The organism is Photobacterium lipolyticum (assembly GCF_003026475.1).
GTDB classification, from domain to species: Bacteria; Pseudomonadota; Gammaproteobacteria; order Enterobacterales; family Vibrionaceae; genus Photobacterium; species Photobacterium lipolyticum.
The window spans coordinates 99968-118892 of the sequence record NZ_PYMC01000012.1 but is presented as its reverse complement, the minus strand read 5'-3'; the positions used below and the strand labels follow the sequence as shown (position 1 = coordinate 118892).

Sequence of the window (18925 nt, the reverse complement as noted above, 5' to 3'; positions counted from 1 at the left end):
GTTTTCAATGCGCACACAGCCCCAATCCCGACTGTTAACTAAACAGCGTTTTTTACCATATTTTCTCACTCAGGCTCTTGGGGCTTTTAATGACAATGTCTATAAGAATGTATTACTCATTCTTATTGCTTTCGCCGCTCCCGGCACCCTTCCCCTTGATTCAGATTTAATCATTAATCTGGCGGCAGGGTTATTTATACTGCCTTTCTTCCTTTTTTCAGCTTCTGCCGGTGTACTGGCGGATAAATACGATAAAGCGCTGATCATGCGTATCGTTAAGATGGCCGAGATCATCATTATGGCGCTGGCCGCTATCGCTTTTCTAACTGAAAGCTACATGATGCTGCTGTTTTTGTTATTTCTTATGGGCAGCCAGTCAGCCTTTTTCGGGCCGGCTAAATATGCCCTGCTGCCCCAGCATCTGAAAAAAGAAGAGTTAGTCTCAGGAAACGCGCTGGTTGAAACCGGGACGTTTCTGGCTATTTTACTCGGCACCCTGCTGGCAGGGGTTATCGCAAATCAGGAAGATGCCCCCATCATCGCCGCGATCAGTGTGGTCAGTTTTGCGGTCTTAGGCTACCTGACATCACGCTGGATACCTGAAGCGAAGCCAAGCGATCCGAATATTGTTTTCAAATGGCAACCTATTCGCCAGACCCGTCATACTTTAGCCATTGCCAGAAACGATAAGACCATCTTCCTGTGTGTGTTAGGCATCAGCTGGTTTTGGTTCCTTGGTGCCTGTTACCTGACCCAGTTCCCTAATTTCGCAAAAATGCATCTAGGGGGGGGCGCTGCTTCGGTTTCTTTCCTGTTGGCCCTGTTTTCAATCGGTATTGCGGTGGGATCTCTGCTCTGTGATCGCCTCTCTGGTCACCGCATTGAGCCCGGCATTGTACCTTTGGGCAGTTTGGGCATTACATTGTTTGGCGCCGATCTGCTGTTTGCTTCACCTGAAATTATTCCTGCTTCCCGGAGTATTGCTGAATTTATCTCTCAGCCAGAGCTATTTAGGGTCTTCATTTCTTTAACCATGCTTGGCGTGTCTGGCGGTATTTTTATCGTCCCTCTTTACGCCATGATGCAACACCGCGCTAAAGAAGGTGAGCGTGCGCAAATCATTGCTGCCAACAATATCCTAAATGCCTTGTTTATGGTTGCCAGTGCAATTCTTTCGATCCTCTTTTTGTCTGCCGTTGGACTTAGTATTCCACAATTTTTCTTTGTCCTCTCGATAATGAATCTGTGTGTTGTACTGTATCTCTACATACAGGTTCCTGACTTCTTCTGGCGCTTTCTGGTATGGATGGTGACCCATACTATGTATCGGGTCACCCATACCAACCTGGCAAGTATCCCTAAACAAGGCGGCGCATTGATTGTCTGCAACCATGTCAGCTATATGGATGCCTTGCTGCTGGCAGGCGCCTGCCCCCGCCCGATCCGTTTCCTGATGGATCAGGATATTTATAACCTTCCGCTGATCCGTGCTTTCTGCCGTGCCTGTAAGGTGATCCCGGTCAATGCCTCTGATCGCAAATCAATTCGCACGGCCTTCAGTCAGGTTTCGGAATATTTAGACAATGGCGATATTGTTTGTGTCTTTCCGGAAGGCCAGTTGACCCATGACGGTGAAATCGGCCCTTTTCTGCGCGGTATCGATATCATTATCAAACACTCATCGGTGCCTGTTATTCCTGTCGCCTTGCAAGGCCTGTGGGGGAGTATATTCAGCCGTGAAGGCGGTCGTGCCCTGCTGAAACTACCCAAACGTTTCTGGTCCAGGGTCAATATTGTTGCCGGGGCCCCTGTTACGGCAAGAGACGCGAACAGTACGACACTTCGGGAGCTAATAATGGGGCTTAGAGGGGAGAATCGGTAAAGAAGTGATGAGAAGCGAGTGGCAAGTAACGAGTAGCAAGTGGCGAGTGGCGAGTGGCGAGTATCTAGAGCCTAGTCTCTCGTCTCTCGATACTTAAATACTCGTCACTCGCTTCTATCTCTTAAACCTCAGAGCTGGCTAATCAACCAGTCCTTTAGTCTTTTCCGCGACACTTTTATGCCTGATTTAGTGAAATCTTCTGGTAACGAGTAATAACAAATTGGTCGCTTGAATGTCACGACCTGCGCTGCCATATAAGCTTGCAGGTTATTAACCAACTCATCGTTTAATTCCGAGCTGGTATCGACGATTGCCACCGGACGCTGGCCGAATTCAGAGTCTTCAACAGGCAAAACAAATGCTTGCCTGATGTCAGGATGAGCCAGTAAAACCCGCTCCACTTCTTCAGGCTGAATATTCTCGCCACCGGAGATAAACATATTGTCGGCACGCCCGATAATATGCAGTTCTTCATCTCGCCATTCACCTACATCACGTGTTGCAAACCACTCACCTTCGCAGGCCGGAAATAGGGTTTTATTACGGTAATAGCCCAGGCACAAGGTTGCACCCCGCACTAAAATCTCGCCATCTTTCAACATCAGTTCACGGTTAGGTAATACCGCTCCGACCCCGCCGCTGGCATCCGCTTTTTTCGCGGTCACTGTCGAGCCCATCTCCGTCATGCCGTAACCACACCAGCAACTGATCCCTGAAAGCTCTGCCTGTTCGGTCAGGCTCGCCGGAATAACGGTACCTCCTAGCAACACCTTTTTTAAAACTAAAGGCACCGAGGGATCGCATTGCTGATATGCCAGTAAACGCTGTAACTGAGTCGGCACCAGAGACGCATGAGTCACCTGCGTTAACGCCCGGTCGAAGTCGGCTGGCTTTGCCACAACCAACCTGGCACCACGGTACAACCAGCGCCAGACTATCGCCAAGCCTGAAATATGAAATAACGGCAGTGAAAGTAACCAGCTATCATCTTGGTCGAAATCCATCCACGCCAGCAGCCCGGCAGCACTGGCTAAATGATTATCAGCACTATGGACCGCAACTTTCGGTGTTCCGGAAGAGCCCGAGGTGAAGGTCATTGTCGCCGGGCGTATTGGCTGCCAGGTCACAGGGACCAAACGGGGATTCTGCGGCGGCAGCAAATACAATCGCTGGCCAGATAAAAGCGGATGTGCCGATTTGGCCGGATACCAAATAAAATCATGCTGTAGCTGGGCAAGCTGGGCATTTAACTCAACCTCGGTATTACGCGGGTTCAACCCGACATACCGTGCTCCCACCCGCAAGGTCGCCAGGAGCAGCCATAAAACCTGAATCGAATTGGGGGCCACAACGGCAATCAGCTGATCACGCTTGACGCCCTGCTCAAGCAGGCATTGTGCATACTCATCAACCCGTGCCGTGACTTCGGCCCAGCTAAAATGTTGTTCGCCAAACGAAAGAGCGGTCGCTGACGACCGCTCTGATGCCCAATGTTGCCAGGGCCATGTGGCGAAGTGGTGACTTACTTCTGCCATACCACCTCAAGTGTTACTAAAGACGTCACCGGCAAATTGCAGCCCGGCCATGGTGTTTCCAGCTGCGCCGCAAATAGCTGCATGGTATCCAGTCCAGGGATCTCACCCGGGGTTTGCCATGCTGCCAGCCGTGCCAGCTGGTTTAAACCAAGGCTGGACTCTATGCTTGAACTGATCACCGCGGTTAAGCCTGCGGCATGTGCCTGGTTGACCAGCTCAATACAGCGTTGTACAGAGCCCACCAGCGTCGGCTTTATAATAATTGCCACCACGCCGGGTTCAGCTTTTACCTCAAAGCCTTCATCACGTACGGTTTCATCCCATGCGATGTTAATGCCCGTTTCCTGAGCAAAAGCCAGGCTGTCAGCTGGGGTCTTACAAGGTTCTTCCAGAAAGGCAATACCTGCACGATGCTCAGGTTTCACGTACTTAGCAAACTGCTGAGCCTTAATCGGCGTCCACTGACGATTTGCATCTAAGCGCAATCTGATTTCCGGGATGGCTTCAATGAACATGTTAGTCACGATACCATCACGAACCGCTTCATACATACCCACTTTTATTTTTGCCACTTTCTCGCCGGGCATCTCATCCAGTCGAACAATCAGATCATCGGGATCGCCAGAACACAGAGGGGCCACCTGATAGTTGCCATCAGCAGGCAATCCGCCAGCAAGTTCAAGTTGCGCCATGCTCAGCCCAAACGCAACAGAAGGTAATGCCTGAGATAGATCAAGGTTGTCGCCCTGGCTCCACGCTTCCAGCAGCTGCTGAGCCTGTTCTCCGGCTTGCTGAGTTGTTTCCCGGCTAAACTCAGGCAATGGGGCTATCTCACCATAACCTACCGCTTCGCCATCACGTAATTCCACAACCCAGCCTTCACGCGTCACTAAGCGCTGATTGCGCAAGATAACGCCTGAATCCATTGGTAACTGGTATTGGTATAACTTAGCGCTTCGCATAGTCTCAGCCTGCCTTACAGTTCTAACCATGTTTTATTCCAATCTGTTTTACAAAATTAATAATTGCCATGCTGAACTCATGAGGCCGTTCAACATGCACATTATGTCCCGCCGACGGGATCACCAGAGAATCTAATGCGGAGCCCTCGATCAAGCGCCTGAATTTGCTGTCCTGCTCGCCACAAATATAAAGGGCGGGCAGTAATAATGCCTCTACTTTTTCTTGCATCGGGGGCTGCTTTGCTAAGGACGTAGCGAGCAGCATACGCGCAACACCGGGACCAAGATTATTACTCCGTTTCAATACCAAGCTTTGTCTTTGGTCATGATTCAATGACGAAAAAACAGGTTGTTGATACCAATCAGGTAAAACCTTGCCAAGTGATTCACAGGCAAAACGATGCGCCCATTTTTCATCATTTGCAAATCTTGCGGCACATTCTATTGGTGGCAGACCGAAATGACCACCTTCCAGTACAATTCCTTCTAATCTGGATTGACTTTCAGAGTTTGGAAAAGCCGCATGATACATGGCCAGCCGTGCCCCCATTGAATAGCCAATTAAGACATAAGAGGTAATATGGCGGTGAGCCAGCGTTTGGTGGATCAGCTGATTAACCTGAACAAAATCAGCAGCCGAGAGCATCTGGCTGTTACCGTGTCCGGGTAAATCAATGGTCAGGCAGAAATAGTGCTGAGACAGCACATTGACGGCATGACGCCAGTCCCGTCCAGATCCAAGTAAACCGTGCAGAAACACCAGGGTTGGTCGCTGCCGGCTAAGATCATGCCTGACACCATAGCTTTCAGAGTAAAGCGGCATCTCTGACCTCGCCGAATAACCTTTTTAACCGTCGCCCGGCCTGACCCGAAGGGGTCTTAACTTCAATCAGGGTCGTACCGCTGTGGCTCAATGCCTGACGACACATTTGCTCTGCCTGTTCCAGCGAATCTGGACAATGATAATTGAACCCGAACATCGCCGCTGCATGACTAAATTCCAGCCCATGGGGCATTCGGTAGAGATCTTCCCGCTGCTGCTCCGGTACCGGCAGCAAATCAAAGATCCCGCCACCATCGTTATTCGTCACCAGAACCACAACAGGGTGCGAGACCTCGCGAAGTAGTGCCAATGAATTCAGATCATACAAGAGTGACGTATCGCCCAGCAGGCACAGCAACGGCGCTTGTCTGGCTTTGTAGACACCCGCAGCGGTCGCAATCAAACCATCAATACCCGATGCGCCGCGGTTGGCAAATGTCGCTGTCTGCGGCAGTTTCCCACACATATCAAGCAGGCGAACAATCAGGCTGTTGCCGAGAAATAATTCGGTAGTGTCCGGTAGCCACCGGGCCAAATTCGCCGCAAGAGTGAGCTCGGTTAGCTCTGAAGAGTGCCCCGATAGCATGTCGATGTATCGGCTGGAAGCGAACTGTAGCGGAGCAGCCCAACCAAAATGAGCACTGGCTAACGTCAGTTCAGCCGCTAACATTGCCCATGGTTTGATCTTTGCCTGAATGCGAACACTACGACGATGGGTTGGGTCTAACCGCCCGGCTAACGGATCCACCAGCCAATATTGTTGCAGATCATGATTGTCGATTAACTGCAGCAGGCGCTTAGAAACCAGGCGGGCACCAAATTGCACGATGGTGTCGGCTTGTTTAAGAAAATTCTGACATTCAGAATTTTGTAACCAGACATCAAAACCGGCCCAGTCGCTGCTGCCACCACCTTGAGGATCAACCAATAATGGCCAGCCCAATCTTTCTGCCAATGCTTTAACGGCAGGTAACGCTTCGGGCTCTAGCCGGCCCGCAATCACAATGCCTTTGCGATCGGTCAGCGGCTGCCATTTATGCGCATCAATCGAAATGTGATTACCTGCGGCCTGACTGTGTATAGTATAAGGCTGAGTATCCCCCTGCCAGGTTGCTAACGGGCTAAGATATTCAGCAAAATCAGCGACCTCACCATAGAGGGGTTCAGGATAGTGACAGTTAAAGTGGACAGCACTGCCCTGCAGCTTTTGTTGCTGCATCGCTTCATCAATGGTCGTTAATAGCCAGGCTGGAGACACCGCTAATGTGGGCGATGGGATATCATGAAAGGCGGTCACATGCTGTGAAAAAATGCCTGACTGGCGGATCGCCTGATTAGCCCCGCACTGGATTAATTCCAATGGTCGGTCAGATGTCAGCAATACCAGTTTTTCACCGGTCAACCCGGCTTCAGCGACGGCGGGCAGTAAATTTGCGACGGCCGTTCCCGATGTCACCACAACTGCGACCGGTTCCTGGGTCGCTTTGGCTAAGCCTAAAGCCAGAAAGCCAAGTCCACGTTCGTCAAAATGGGTATGAATCGTCAGCTTGCGGTTATCTGCCGCCGCCAACGTCAACGGCGTCGAGCGAGAACCGGGGGCGATACAGATATGTTTAACGCCCAGACGTGCCAACTCTTCTAACATCAAGCCTGCCCACAGCTTATTCAGTGCCGCTTGCTGGCTTTTCACATCCAAGGTCAAAGCGTGCGAGGTCGATAGCCCTTTGGTCATGCAGATACTCGCTCCAGCTCCGGCTCATCCGATTCGAGCAAGCTGCATAATGTGGCTTTTTTACGATCAAGTTCCATCCACTCGCTATCAGCGGTTGAACCCGGAACAATACCGGCACCGGCAAAGACGTGAACCTCTTCGCCCATGATCAACGCACTGCGAATGGCTACACAGAACTCACTCCGTTGACGACTGAGAAACCCCACTGCACCGCTATACCAGCCGCGTGCAAACGGTTCATGCTCGGTAATGAAACTCAGCGCCTGTTCACGAGGCAATCCGGCAATCGCCGCCGTAGGCTGCAGGTTATCGAGTAAATCGGCACTGTAGACGTGGTCATTTAATTGCGCCTCAATACCGCGTTTTAAGTGCTGCACTTTACGTAACTGCACCAACTCTGGTGTTTGCGCGACCTCCATGGATGCGCAGCAAGGAACCAGACGGCTGACAATGTCGTCCACAACTAAGCGGTTCTCGTAACGGTTCTTCGTATCGGCCATCAGCCACTGGGCTAACTGGTTATCTTCCCGCGCATCCAGGCCTCGACCAACCGTTCCCGCCAAAGCCTCTGTTTTTAGTTCGCGCTCATGACGTAAAAACAAACGCTCCGGCGTCGAACCGATAAAACTGTGTTTCTCATCCAGCGCCATCATGAAGTGGAAACTCTTGCTATTGCTGGCTCGGCTGGCTTTCAATAATTGTGCTGGTGCGACAGGCGTGTCCAGCTTAAGTGTCGTACGACGGGCCAGTACCACTTTTTCGAAGACTTTTTGCGAGATGGCATCAAGCGCCTGACTGATCATCGTCGACCAGCCGGAAAAGTCAGGCGTGTAGGTACGGCCAATAATCGTGCTGCGGATACCCGCGACCTCTTTCGCGGTGGCAGTAACTTGCGCTAAGGCCAGCAACAATTTCTCTTTATCAGCAGACAGGTTAACAGCCAGCTGCCAGCTACCATCCATACGGATAACTTCAAGCAGGGGCAGGAAGAAAAAAGAGGACAGGCAACGGCGATTTCGACTGGTTCGTCCATCAAAAGAACGCCCCCCCCAAATTCGCTGATCGTCTGAGAGCACTTTCTCGGCGACCATCGGGTCGGTAAACGTTTTGATCTGACCTAATGCAACAACCTCTTCACGGCTATCACGAGACTGCCAGTAGAATTTCGGGAAGAGGGGCTGGGATTCCATCCAATCAATCAGGTCGGTATTTGCTGGTAAATCCAGTGGTACCATCAAACGTTGGGTTGTATCTGGAGCTTGTTGAACTTTATCGATTAAAACTTCAACGGCAGTTTGTAGCGCAATCACGGTAACCTCACTCAGCTCTATAGCACCATAAAGGCTCATCCCTGGCTGATTGTAGATGTGCCGATCTCTGGGCACGCAGTTCTACCTTCATGTTAGTTAAGTAGCATAACCACATAGTGAATCGACTATTCTACCCTACTTATTACCCGCATGGAAAACTGTTCTGTAGCAGATCACACTCCCTAAAAAAGCATTTAATTACACAAAATATCGTTTCACCTGATTTTTTACTGCAGGGGCTTCCTTTTCCACAGTTTTATAGTGTAATTTGTTGGTATTACATAATAATTCGCAGGTTAACCAAATGCACAATATCGGGATGTCCTCCAAGCTGAATAATGTTTGTTATGACATACGTGGCCCCGTTCTTAAACATGCCAAGCGCATGGAAGAAGAAGGTCATAAAATTTTAAAGCTAAATATCGGTAATCCTGCCCCGTTCGGCTTTGATGCACCCGATGAGATCCTGGTCGATGTGATCCGAAACCTACCGACCTCACAAGGCTATTGTGACTCAAAAGGCATTTATCCTGCTCGTAAAGCCATTGTGCAGCATTATCAAAAACGCGGGCTGCTTGATATCGATGTAGAGGATGTCTATATCGGTAACGGCGTTTCAGAGCTGATTGTGATGACAATGCAAGCACTGTTAGATAACAACGATGAAATCCTCATCCCCTCCCCCGACTACCCGCTGTGGACCGCGGCGGTATCTCTGTCAGGCGGCAACGCGGTTCATTACATTTGTGATGAGTCGTCGGATTGGTATCCAGATCTCGACGATATTAAAAAGAAAATCACCCCCAATACCCGCGGAATAGTATTGATCAATCCGAACAACCCAACCGGTGCCGTTTATAGTCGTGATTTTCTGCTTGAAGTGGTAGAAATTGCCCGCAAGCATAATTTGATTATTTTCGCCGATGAGATCTACGACAAAATCTTATATGAAGGGGCACAACATACCTCTATTGCCCCGCTGGCAGAAGATGTGTTCTGCGTCACCTTTAACGGGCTGTCAAAGTCATATCGCGTCTGTGGCTTCCGCGCAGGCTGGATGGTGCTGTCTGGCCCTAAGCATCTCGCTAAGGATTATATTGACGGGCTGGATATGCTCGCATCCATGCGTTTATGCGCCAATGTTCCGATGCAGCATGCAATCCAGACCGCGCTTGGGGGCTATCAAAGTATTAACGAGCTGATCCTGCCCGGCGGCCGTCTGCTTGAACAACGAAACAAAGCCTATGAGATGATCACTCAGATCCCGGGGGTTTCATGTGTCAAACCCAAGGGAGCCTTATACCTTTTTCCTAAGCTTGATTCTAAGAAATTCAATATTGTGAACGACGAGCGTATGGCGCTGGATTTTCTGCAGCAGGAGAAAGTATTAATCGTTCACGGTACGGGTTTTAACTGGAAAAAACCGGACCATTTCCGCATTGTCACGCTGCCACGTGTTGATGATCTTGAGATTGCCATTGGCCGCCTGGAGCGCTTCTTACACAGCTACCGTCAGTAATTACCGCCAAGCTTCCAACTCAAGCCTCAGTTTTATTGGGGCTTTTGTTTACCTCATCGCTATTTCTGTTACCTTTAAATCAATCTTGCCCCTAGCTGCGAAGAAGTATCGTTATGGAAAAAAGTCATTTTTTTGCTCACCTCGCTCGCATGAACCTCATTCAACGCTGGCCGTTGATGCGTTGTGTCTCTACCGAAAATATTTCTGAGCATAGCCTGCAGGTTGCATTTGTCGCTCACGCCCTGGCTTTGATTAAAAACCGTAAGTTCGGCGGTCATGTTAACCCTGAGCGTATTGCTCTGCTCGGCATGTTTCACGATACCAGTGAGGTCTTAACTGGCGATATGCCGACCCCGATTAAATACTACAACCCGGCCATTGCTGAAGAGTACAAAAAGATAGAACTTGCCGCAGAGCAGAAGCTGGTCTCGATGCTACCAGAAGAGTTCCGCGAGGATTATGCCCCGCTATTAGACAGCCAGGCTATCGATCAGGGTGACTATGCTATCGTCAAACAGGCAGATTCACTGTGTGCTTACCTGAAATGCCTCGAAGAGCTCAATGCGGGTAACCATGAGTTTACCCAAGCGAAAAAACGGTTAGAAAAAACGTTAGCCGACCGCTCTAGCCCTGAGATGGAATACTTTCTAACGACTTTTGTCGATAGTTTTAATCTAACACTGGATGACATCAGTTAATGACAAAATTTGCCCTGACCCCCGACTGGGAACAGCGAAAAAGTAATGAGCAGAAAATGCGTCGCAATGATCACCGCTCTGTATATCAGCGGGATCGGGCTCGCATTCTTCACTCCGCAGCCTTTCGACGTCTGCAGGCAAAAACACAAGTGCACGGGGCCGGCCATCATGACTTTTACCGTACCCGGCTGACCCATTCACTGGAAGCGTCACAAATCGGCACTGGCATTGTTGCCCAACTCAAAATTAAACAGCCGCAGTTTCGGGGTTTGCTGCCGACGAGCAGCTTAATGGAAAGCCTGTGCCTGGCCCATGACATCGGCCATCCGCCTTTTGGTCATGGTGGCGAAGTCGCCCTGAATTACATGATGCGCCATCACGGTGGGTTTGAAGGCAATGCCCAGACATTCCGTATTGTGGCCTTACTGGAACCTTATACCGAACACTTTGGTATGAACCTCGCGCGCCGCAGCCTGCTCGGTTTACTCAAGTACCCGGCCTTTATCAGCCAGACCCGAGCCATAGAACTGCCTACCGAAGTCAGTAACTTCCGCCATCTTAAGGCCAAAGACTGGCACCCGGCCAAAGGGGTTTATAACGATGACCGTGACGTGTTCAACTGGGTTTTAGCACCATTATCCGCGCAGGACAAAGCCCTATTCGGTCAGATGCGCAGTGAGCGAACCTCCCCCGGAGAACACCAGAAAACACGCTTTAAATCGCTGGATTGTTCGATCATGGAGCTGGCAGACGACATCGCCTATGGGGTGCACGATCTGGAAGATGCCATTGTGATGGGCATTGTCAATCGTGAACAGTGGCACGATGCCGTTGCAAGTAAACTCGCTGACTGCGGTGAACCCTGGCTTGAAGAACGAACCACTGAACTCAGTCAACAGTTGTTTGGCACCCATTATCAACGAAAGGATGCAATCGGTGCGATGGTGAACGCCCTGCTGACATCGATTCAGATCGGCCCGACCATTCAAGACGGTCTCCATAGTTTTGAAGAGCCCCTGCTGAAATGGAATGCCTATTTAACTGAACCGATGGAGCGCGTACTCGCAGTATTGAAACACTTTGTCAGCGAATACGTAGTGAAGAAGCCTGAAATCCAGCTATTGGAATACAAGGGCCAGCAATTAGTGATGGAATTGTTCGAAGCCTTTGCCTCCGATCCGGAACGGCTGCTGCCTGCCAATACCCGCGAGCGCTGGCTGCAAGCTGTGAATCAGGGAAATAACGAGCACCGGATCATTGCCGACTACATTTCCGGCATGACAGACGGCTTTTCCCAGCGGCTATACAGCACCCTTTTCCAGCCGACCACTGCGGTTTCGCTAGGAAACGAGGGGCATGGGTTTTAACCGCAGGTACGAGTATCTAGATGACTAGAAACGAGGAAAAGCTGTCCCCAGAGTTTGAATTTGACCTCGAAACAACGAAGTTTAGAACTCAACTACAACGTTATCCCGGAATCGAGGTACGAGATATCCGGGATCCAGTTCTAGCCGTGTGATCCTTAGATTCCGTATAAATTCGTTCCTCATTTTACGGAATGACGCAATAGTAGAACCATTAGAACATAGGCCTGCATTTCCCGCTCTTCCTAGCCACTCGCTTCTAGGAACTCGAAACTCGAACCCTCCCCCTACTTTTCACCGTAGTGCTTCTCGTAGATCCCCGCAGGCATCTGCTGGATTTGAAAATCAATCATCTGATTAAAGACATCAAGCAGCGGCGCGAACGTCTCAGGGTGGCTCTCTAATGCCGTCAATGCCAGGTAGCCGGCTTCAACTGTTGATACCCCTTGTTCTTTCGGAGATTTACGTATCCGGTAATTACCGCTTTCTACATTATCCAGGTTTACCGTTGGCAAATGATGCAAGTTCGTTGAAAGCTGCCACATTTTATAGGCCTTCTTCCAGGTACCATCCAGCAGGATCAGCGTTCGGGTTATCCCTTTTACCGGGCTCGTCGAAGCTATGTTAGTCGAAGCTAGGCTGGAAATCGGTACCGAGCTTTCGCCGGGGTAAACCAGAAAGATTTCTCGACCAGATTCTGCAAGCAACATATTTAACTCATCATGCAGAGAAAAGTCTTCACCGACCCATAACCGGGCATTGGGTAATGACAGGGTTAATATCCGCGCAGTACCAATCGCCCGATTAAGTTCAGAAGGGTGTTGTAAAATCCACAGTTCAGTTTTAGCATCAATAACTTGGATCCAGCGACAGATGCAGGCTTTTTTCGCCTTTCCGCACTGTTCACAATATCGGCTCATTGAGGTTGCCTTGTCTATTCGTACTTATTTAGTTATCGCCATCAGTCTCTGCTTTCTAACACAATGGCCGGTTACCCAGTCTTGGATAGCCTGGGATCGTGAGGCCATTGCACACGGCGAAATATGGCGGATCCTAACAGGAAATCTCACCCATACCAATTGGCCACACATGTTAATGAACTGCTTGGCGCTGATTATTATCACTTTCATCTTCCGCAGCCATTTCACTGCAAGGGGTTATACCGCCCTTATTCTTTTCCTTTCTGTCGTTATTGGTGTCGGAATATTGGCTACTGACATCCAATGGTATGCCGGTTTGTCAGGCGTCCTTCATGGCTTATTTGCATGGGGAGCGGTAAGAGATATCCGTACTCAAACCAAAGGAGGCTGGCTGTTATTAGCTGGTCTGGTTCTAAAAATAGGCTGGGAGCAATACTATGGAGGGTCGACTAGCTCAGCGGCATTAATCGGCGCGCGAGTGGCAATTGAAGCCCATTTGATTGGGGCGGTTTCGGGTCTGATTGCAGGCTATACTCAGCGCCATAAGTAATACCAATCGGGGTAACTGAAGGAGTACCTCAAACTACGCTCCTTCATGCTTATACCACTTATTAGTATTGCCTACTACAGCTTGATACGCTGACGGTTTTTTTCAACGGTCGAGGCACCAATTCCTTTGACCAGTTGCAAATCATCTGCGGTTTCAAAATTACCATTGGCCTCACGGTAAGCTATAATATTATCCGCTTTTTCCGGCCCGATGCCTATCAGCAATTTATCTAGCTCTTCGGCATTCGCCTGATTAATATTAACAGTAATCTCAATACCTTCGTGCTCACCACCTGCAGCCGACCCCATGGGGGCAAACACGACTGCCGCGCAAAACACTACCGCTTTCACTATGTTTTTCATCATCTTCCTCTTAATACACTTATGTAATAAATGCAGCATAACGATAGAAAGATAATGGAAAAGTACAAAATGACATTAATTATCAGAAAAAAGACGGGCCGCACAAAGGCGGCCCGTTAACAGAAATATAAATTTCAATTAGTTGGCAGGTGTTTCCAGTAATGGGTAACTAACCTCTGCAGTAGCGCGAAGCACTTGCAGTGTTGCCATTGTATCTTGCTGAGCGTTCATCTGCTCTATCTGCGTGGCAAACTGGCTATCCACAGCTACCGGCTCGACATCAGAGTTAATCACGCTATCAAGTGCAATGATCATCACATTACCAGACGTATCACGCGTCATACCATAAACAGGTTGACCTTCTGCCGGTTTAGATAAACCAAATACAACCTGAGACACCATACGGTCTGGACCTGAGCGGCTAATGGTTTGCTCTTCAGCGAAACGTAAACCTTCAGTTTCAAGAATCGTGTCATTGCCCGCGCGAAGTGCAGCGATGATTTCATCCGCTTTCGCTTGCGCATTGACCTCGCCTTTCTGGCTGGCCAACTGAGCTTTCACGGCAGCAGAAACCTCTGCAAACGGCAGTACAGCTTCTTCGCGTGAATCGTCAACACGTACAACCACTACATGCTCAGGACCAATTTCGATAACATCTGAATTCAGGCCATCTTCACGAACTTCAGCACTAAATATCGCCTGCAATACAGCCGGGGTAGCCAGTACACCTTCCCCATCATGCTGAGAGAAGAATTCAGTATGCTGAACTGCCACATTCACCGCTGCTGCAGCATCATCCAGAGAGTCCGGCATTTCAAATGCAGTCTCTGCGAGCTTAGTCTGCATATCATAGAAATATTCAGCAGCACGCTGTTCGCGCAGCGTCATAAGGATTTCATCACGAACATCGCTAAATGGCTTCACAACCGACGCTTTTACCGCATCTAATTTGATGATGTGGTAACCAAAGGATGATTTCACGACTTCAGAAAGATCGCCTTCATTGATCAATGCAAATGCTGCATCTTCAAACGCAGGATCCATCACTCCACGTTCAAACCAATCCAGCTTACCGCCGTCTTTCGCACTGAAAGTATCATCAGAAGAAGATTGCGCCAGCTGAGTGAAATCAGCACCGGCTTTCAGCTGAGCCATTACATCATCAGCCTTCGCTTTCGCTTCGCTGCTGTCACCCTGTATCAGAATGTGACTTACCTGGCGTTGTTCAGCTGTGCTGTACTTTTCTTTATGATCAGCGTAGTCAGCTTTAGCATCATCATCTGATACTTCAATGCTGTCTTTCAGACCATCACCAGAAAGCTCAATGTATGCCACCTTTACTTGCTCTGGGCGGGTGAACATCTGTGGGTTCTGCTCATAAAATGCAATGACTTCTTGTTCAGAAATGTCTGCATTTTTCGTGAACTCAGCAAGATCCAATGTCAGGCTACGAATAACACGCTGCTGTGCTTCTAGCTTACGCAAAGCCGTCAATTCGTTGCTCAGTGCAAAGTCGCTGCCCTGAATCGCCGTAAGGAACTGCTGACGAAGCATATCAGTACGAATGTATTCAGCGAATTGCTCCGGTGAAAAACCCGAACGACGCAGTAGCGTCGTGTACATGTCGTTATCAAACTGACCATCACGCTGGAATTCAGGCATTGAAACAATCGCGTTACGAATTTGCTCGTCGCTGATGCGTAAACCTAATTCATTCGCACGCTGCTCAATTAAAACGTCATTGACCATGCGGTCAAGCACGCTTTGACGGAATTGTTTAACGTATTCAGGATCGCCCAGAAGCGTCGCAAAATAGTCACCTAACTGTGACTGCATACGATTTCGCTCGTTCTGATAAGCCTGTTCAAATTGGCTTTGGCTGATTTCCTGACCATCAATCTTTGCTGCAGCTTGTTGGCTGCCACCGGCAAGGTAGCTGCCGACGCCAGCAAAGACAAAAGATAAAATAATCAAGCTAAGAATAATCTTAACCCAAATGCTGTTAGCGCCTTCGCGCAATCGCTCCATCATGATTTGCCGTATCTCCTACTGTTCGAGCTGGCATGGTAGTATGAAGATGTCTCCGGCTGGCGGTAATGGCCACCGAAATGTCACCTTGATACAAAAAAATACAAGTAAAAGAAAAAAAGCGCATCACCTTGATGCGCCCTCATCAGTTCTGCTTAGCTATGAAAAACAACCAGCATTGATATTTGAACTGTATGAATCACAGCGCAAACACAGGGCTATACCCCTATTGTTTACAAAATCCGGTGTTTACAAGATCCTGTTTACAGAATTTAGTTTACAGAGTCTTTAAGCGCTTTGCCTGGTTTAAAACCTGGAACTTTAGCGGCAGCAATTTGGATTTCTTCACCGGTTTGCGGATTACGGCCCGTACGTGCGGCACGCTCACGTACTGAGAAAGTACCAAAACCAACAAGCGCAACCTGATCACCGGTTTTCAACGTGTCAGAAACAGCGTCAATAAATGCATCCAAAGCACGACCAGCAGACGCTTTAGAGATATCAGCACTTTCAGCAATTTTATCCACTAACTGAGTTTTATTCACAATTTCATCCCCTCAATGAATATTGTCCGTAAGAGACATTATCGACGAAAAATGCCTGCAAGAACGAGGTCTTGCCACGAACAATTAAATTTGAATCAGGCTCTAATAATACCAGCACGCGACACCAATGAAGCGTGTAAGCCTTGATATTATTGAGCTTACAGAAAATTAGACCTAACTTATAGCGACACAAAAAAACGCTGACAAGGCTTTTTGTACCTGAAAGCGTTTTTTCTTTACTTAACTTTGCTGCATGTCACTGTTTTGCGCGTTTACCAGCTCGATACCGGTGGGATTGTTCTGCAATGCTATTGTCAGCACTTCATCAATCCAACGAACCGGACAAACTTCCAAATCAGCGATCACGTTATCTGGGATCTCTTCCAAATCACGTTCGTTTTCTTTTGGAATAAGTACCGTTTTAATGCCGCCGCGGTGTGCTGCCAGTAGTTTTTCTTTCAAGCCACCAATCGGCAGTACCTCACCTCGCAGGGTGATCTCACCGGTCATCGCAACATCAGCACGTACCGGATTACCGGTCAGGCTCGAAACCAGCGCCGTACACATCGCAATACCTGCACTTGGGCCGTCTTTCGGCGTAGCGCCTTCTGGAACGTGAACGTGGATGTCACGCTTCTCGTAGAAGTCGGGATTAACCCCTAACCGCTCAGCACGAGAGCGGACAACGGTCATCGCCGCCTGAATCGACTCCTGCATCACGTCACCCAATGAGCCGGTATAAGTAAGCTTACCTTTACCAGGCATCGATTCCGTCTCGATGGTCAGTAAATCGCCGCCGACTTCTGTCCATGCCAGTCCTGTGACCTGACCAATCCGATTACTTTCATCGGCTTTGCCATAGTCGCAACGCTGGACACCCAAATAATCCTTCAGGTTATCCTGGCTAATAGACACTTTCTTGACATCTTTGTTCAGCAGAATTTCTTTAACCGCTTTACGGCATAGTTTTGAAATTTCACGCTCAAGATTACGCACGCCCGCTTCACGCGTATAGTAACGGATAATCCCAATCAGCGCAGAGTCTTCGACTTCGATTTCACCGTCTTTCAACCCATTACGCTTGATTTGCTTATTCAGCAAGTGACGCTTGGCAATGTTCAGTTTTTCATCTTCGGTATAACCCGACAGACGGATCACTTCCATACGGTCAAGCAGTGGGCCTGGAATGTTCATTGAGTTCGAGGTCGCCACGAACATCACATCAGACAGGTCGTAATCCACTTCCAGGTAGTGATCGTTAAAGGCATTGTTTTGCTCGGGATCAAGCACTTCAAGCAATGCTGAAGCCGGATCACCACGCATATCAGACGACATCTTATCGATCTCATCTAACAGGAACAGTGGGTTTTTCACCGCCACCTTAGCCATCTTCTGGATGAGCTTGCCCGGCATAGAACCGATATAGGTACGGCGGTGGCCGCGGATTTCAGCTTCATCACGCACGCCGCCCAGCGCCATTCTTACATATTGACGGCCCGTCGCGGCTGCAATCGACTGACCCAGCGAGGTCTTACCTACGCCAGGAGGACCGACAAGACAAAGGATCGGGCCTTTTAGCTTATTGATCCGGGTCTGTACCGCCAGATATTCCAGAATACGTTCTTTTACGCGCTCCAGACCATAATGGTCTGCGTTGAGAACTTCCTCGGCTTTTGCCAGGTTTCTCTTCACCTTTGAACGCTTGTACCAAGGAACACTGAGCATCCAGTCGATATAGCCACGTACAACGGTCGCTTCTGCCGACATCGGTGACATCATCTTAAGCTTCTGCAGCTCTTGTTCTGTCTTTGTACGAGCCTCTGCAGGCATTTTCGATTCTTCGATTTTCGTCTTGAGAGATTCGAATTCGTCTGGTGCATCATCAAGCTCACCCAGTTCTTTCTGGATAGCTTTCATCTGTTCGTTTAAATAGTACTCGCGCTGGCTTTTTTCCATCTGCTTTTTAACGCGACCGCGAATGCGCTTTTCGACCTGAAGCAGATCGATTTCAGATTCCATCATTGCCATTAAGAACTCTAAACGTTCTGTAATATCAATAATTTCGAGTACTTTCTGCTTGTCTGCCAGTTTCAGAGGCATATGCGCAGCAATGGTATCAGCCAGGCGTGCCGCTTCGTCGATACCATTTAGGGAAGTTAATACTTCTGGCGGAATTTTTTTATTGAGCTTGATGAAGCCTTCAAACTGGTTAATAGCAGTGCGAACCAAAACTTCCTGCTCGCGCTCGTCCATTTCCGGTGTGATCTGAAACACAGCTTCAGCACTGAAGAATTCATCATCGGTTAAGTGTTCAACTTTTGCTCGCTGTTGACCTTCAACCAGTACTTTCACCGTGCCATCAGGCAGCTTCAGCAGCTGAAGGATCGTCGCGACAGTACCGACATCGTACAATTCTTCAATCGAAGGCTCATCAGTGGCCGCTTCTTTCTGAGCGACCAGCAGAACTTGTTTATTATTATCCATTGCCGATTCAAGGCAACGAATTGATTTTTCCCGGCCCACAAACAATGGAATCACCATATGAGGGTATACCACCACATCACGCAGTGGCAGAACCGGGATTTCAAGGCGTTCAGAACGCTCCAGGTTCATATTATTCTCTCTTCCTTTTAAACTCTTTATTGAGTATATGGGGGTAAAGCATCAAGATTCAACGGGAGATGCAACAGAAAAT

15 protein-coding genes are annotated in these 18925 nt (G+C 48.9%); 5 read left to right on the top strand and 10 right to left on the bottom strand.

The annotated features are described in order from the left end of the window. Window positions 1-7: 7 nt before the first annotated feature. Window positions 8-1882, top strand: coding sequence for an MFS transporter (locus C9I89_RS16200; protein ID WP_107284358.1), 1875 nt, complete (start codon window positions 8-10; stop codon window positions 1880-1882). Window positions 1883-2010: 128 nt separating this feature from the next. On the opposite strand, the gene menE is transcribed toward C9I89_RS16200, so the two are convergent. From menE to C9I89_RS16175, 5 genes are read right to left on the bottom strand one after another with little or no spacing between them, the layout of a single operon-like run. Then, window positions 2011-3417 (bottom strand): o-succinylbenzoate--CoA ligase, encoded by a 1407-nt coding sequence (gene menE / locus C9I89_RS16195; RefSeq protein ID WP_107284357.1) that lies wholly within the window; start codon window positions 3415-3417, stop codon window positions 2011-2013. After that, the gene (gene menC, locus C9I89_RS16190; RefSeq protein ID WP_107284356.1) at window positions 3405-4379 is read right to left on the bottom strand and encodes an o-succinylbenzoate synthase; all 975 of its coding nucleotides are present in this window, start codon (window positions 4377-4379) and stop codon (window positions 3405-3407) included. The genes menE and menC overlap by 13 nt, the downstream gene beginning before the upstream one ends. Window positions 4380-4401: 22 nt before the next feature. Next, window positions 4402-5202, bottom strand: a complete 801-nt coding sequence (menH, locus tag C9I89_RS16185; RefSeq protein ID WP_107284355.1) for a 2-succinyl-6-hydroxy-2,4-cyclohexadiene-1-carboxylate synthase — start codon at window positions 5200-5202, stop codon at window positions 4402-4404. Further along, a complete protein-coding gene (gene menD, locus C9I89_RS16180) occupies window positions 5186-6934 on the bottom strand; it encodes a 2-succinyl-5-enolpyruvyl-6-hydroxy-3-cyclohexene-1-carboxylic-acid synthase (RefSeq protein WP_107284354.1) in 1749 nt (582 codons plus the stop codon). Before menD ends, menH begins: the two co-directional genes overlap by 17 nt. After that, the gene (locus C9I89_RS16175) at window positions 6931-8283 is read right to left on the bottom strand and encodes an isochorismate synthase (protein WP_107284353.1); all 1353 of its coding nucleotides are present in this window, start codon (window positions 8281-8283) and stop codon (window positions 6931-6933) included. Before C9I89_RS16175 ends, menD begins: the two co-directional genes overlap by 4 nt. Window positions 8284-8548: 265 nt before the next feature. Here C9I89_RS16175 and C9I89_RS16170 point away from each other — a divergent pair, with 265 nt between their 5' ends. The 3 genes from C9I89_RS16170 (at window position 8549) to C9I89_RS16160 (ending at window position 11828) form a co-directional block, all read left to right on the top strand. Then, on the top strand, window positions 8549-9763 hold the full coding sequence (locus C9I89_RS16170; RefSeq protein WP_107284352.1) for a pyridoxal phosphate-dependent aminotransferase: 1215 nt from the start codon (window positions 8549-8551) through the stop codon (window positions 9761-9763). 113 nt (window positions 9764-9876) lie between these two features. Beyond that, complete coding sequence (gene yfbR, locus C9I89_RS16165) at window positions 9877-10461, top strand: 5'-deoxynucleotidase (protein ID WP_107284351.1); 585 nt, start codon at window positions 9877-9879, stop codon at window positions 10459-10461. Next, window positions 10461-11828 carry an anti-phage deoxyguanosine triphosphatase gene (locus tag C9I89_RS16160; protein ID WP_107284350.1) on the top strand — a complete coding sequence of 456 codons (1368 nt, stop codon included), beginning with the start codon at window positions 10461-10463 and terminating at the stop codon, window positions 11826-11828. Before yfbR ends, C9I89_RS16160 begins: the two co-directional genes overlap by 1 nt. A 284-nt stretch (window positions 11829-12112) precedes the next feature. Here the strand turns inward: C9I89_RS16160 and C9I89_RS16155 are convergent, their stop codons facing one another. After that, complete coding sequence (locus tag C9I89_RS16155) at window positions 12113-12745, bottom strand: tRNA-uridine aminocarboxypropyltransferase (protein ID WP_107284349.1); 633 nt, start codon at window positions 12743-12745, stop codon at window positions 12113-12115. Window positions 12746-12755: 10 nt separating this feature from the next. Between C9I89_RS16155 and rrtA the strand changes: the two genes are divergently transcribed. Beyond that, window positions 12756-13295 (top strand): rhombosortase, encoded by a 540-nt coding sequence (rrtA, locus tag C9I89_RS16150; RefSeq protein WP_245905506.1) that lies wholly within the window; start codon window positions 12756-12758, stop codon window positions 13293-13295. Window positions 13296-13369: 74 nt separating this feature from the next. On the opposite strand, the gene C9I89_RS16145 is transcribed toward rrtA, so the two are convergent. From C9I89_RS16145 to lon, 4 genes are all read right to left on the bottom strand, one after another. Then, entirely contained in the window at window positions 13370-13660 is a 291-nt protein-coding gene (locus C9I89_RS16145) for a ComEA family DNA-binding protein (RefSeq protein ID WP_425440420.1), read from the bottom strand. A 135-nt stretch (window positions 13661-13795) separates the two neighbouring features. Continuing rightward, entirely contained in the window at window positions 13796-15688 is a 1893-nt protein-coding gene (ppiD, locus tag C9I89_RS16140) for a peptidylprolyl isomerase (RefSeq protein WP_107284346.1), read from the bottom strand. 269 nt (window positions 15689-15957) lie between these two features. Next, window positions 15958-16230: a nucleoid-associated protein HU-beta gene (hupB, locus tag C9I89_RS16135; RefSeq protein WP_107284345.1), complete on the bottom strand. Its 273-nt coding sequence runs from the start codon at window positions 16228-16230 to the stop codon at window positions 15958-15960. Between the two features lie 240 nt (window positions 16231-16470). Then, the gene (lon, locus tag C9I89_RS16130) at window positions 16471-18843 is read right to left on the bottom strand and encodes an endopeptidase La (RefSeq protein ID WP_107284344.1); all 2373 of its coding nucleotides are present in this window, start codon (window positions 18841-18843) and stop codon (window positions 16471-16473) included. Between the last annotated feature and the right edge of the window lie 82 nt (window positions 18844-18925).

Coding starts and splice junctions, on each gene's coding strand:
- C9I89_RS16200 (WP_107284358.1), top strand. CDS start 8: ATGCGCACACAGCCCCAATCCCGACTGTTAACTAAACAGCGTTTTTTA.
- C9I89_RS16155 (WP_107284349.1), bottom strand. CDS start 12,745: ATGAGCCGATATTGTGAACAGTGCGGAAAGGCGAAAAAAGCCTGCATC.
- C9I89_RS16145 (WP_425440420.1), bottom strand. CDS start 13,660: ATGATGAAAAACATAGTGAAAGCGGTAGTGTTTTGCGCGGCAGTCGTG.
- C9I89_RS16160 (WP_107284350.1), top strand. CDS start 10,461: ATGACAAAATTTGCCCTGACCCCCGACTGGGAACAGCGAAAAAGTAAT.
- menD (WP_107284354.1), bottom strand. CDS start 6,934: ATGACCAAAGGGCTATCGACCTCGCACGCTTTGACCTTGGATGTGAAA.
- yfbR (WP_107284351.1), top strand. CDS start 9,877: ATGGAAAAAAGTCATTTTTTTGCTCACCTCGCTCGCATGAACCTCATT.
- lon (WP_107284344.1), bottom strand. CDS start 18,843: ATGAACCTGGAGCGTTCTGAACGCCTTGAAATCCCGGTTCTGCCACTG.
- menH (WP_107284355.1), bottom strand. CDS start 5,202: ATGCCGCTTTACTCTGAAAGCTATGGTGTCAGGCATGATCTTAGCCGG.
- menE (WP_107284357.1), bottom strand. CDS start 3,417: ATGGCAGAAGTAAGTCACCACTTCGCCACATGGCCCTGGCAACATTGG.
- C9I89_RS16170 (WP_107284352.1), top strand. CDS start 8,549: ATGCACAATATCGGGATGTCCTCCAAGCTGAATAATGTTTGTTATGAC.
- ppiD (WP_107284346.1), bottom strand. CDS start 15,688: ATGATGGAGCGATTGCGCGAAGGCGCTAACAGCATTTGGGTTAAGATT.
- C9I89_RS16175 (WP_107284353.1), bottom strand. CDS start 8,283: ATGAGCCTTTATGGTGCTATAGAGCTGAGTGAGGTTACCGTGATTGCG.
- menC (WP_107284356.1), bottom strand. CDS start 4,379: ATGCGAAGCGCTAAGTTATACCAATACCAGTTACCAATGGATTCAGGC.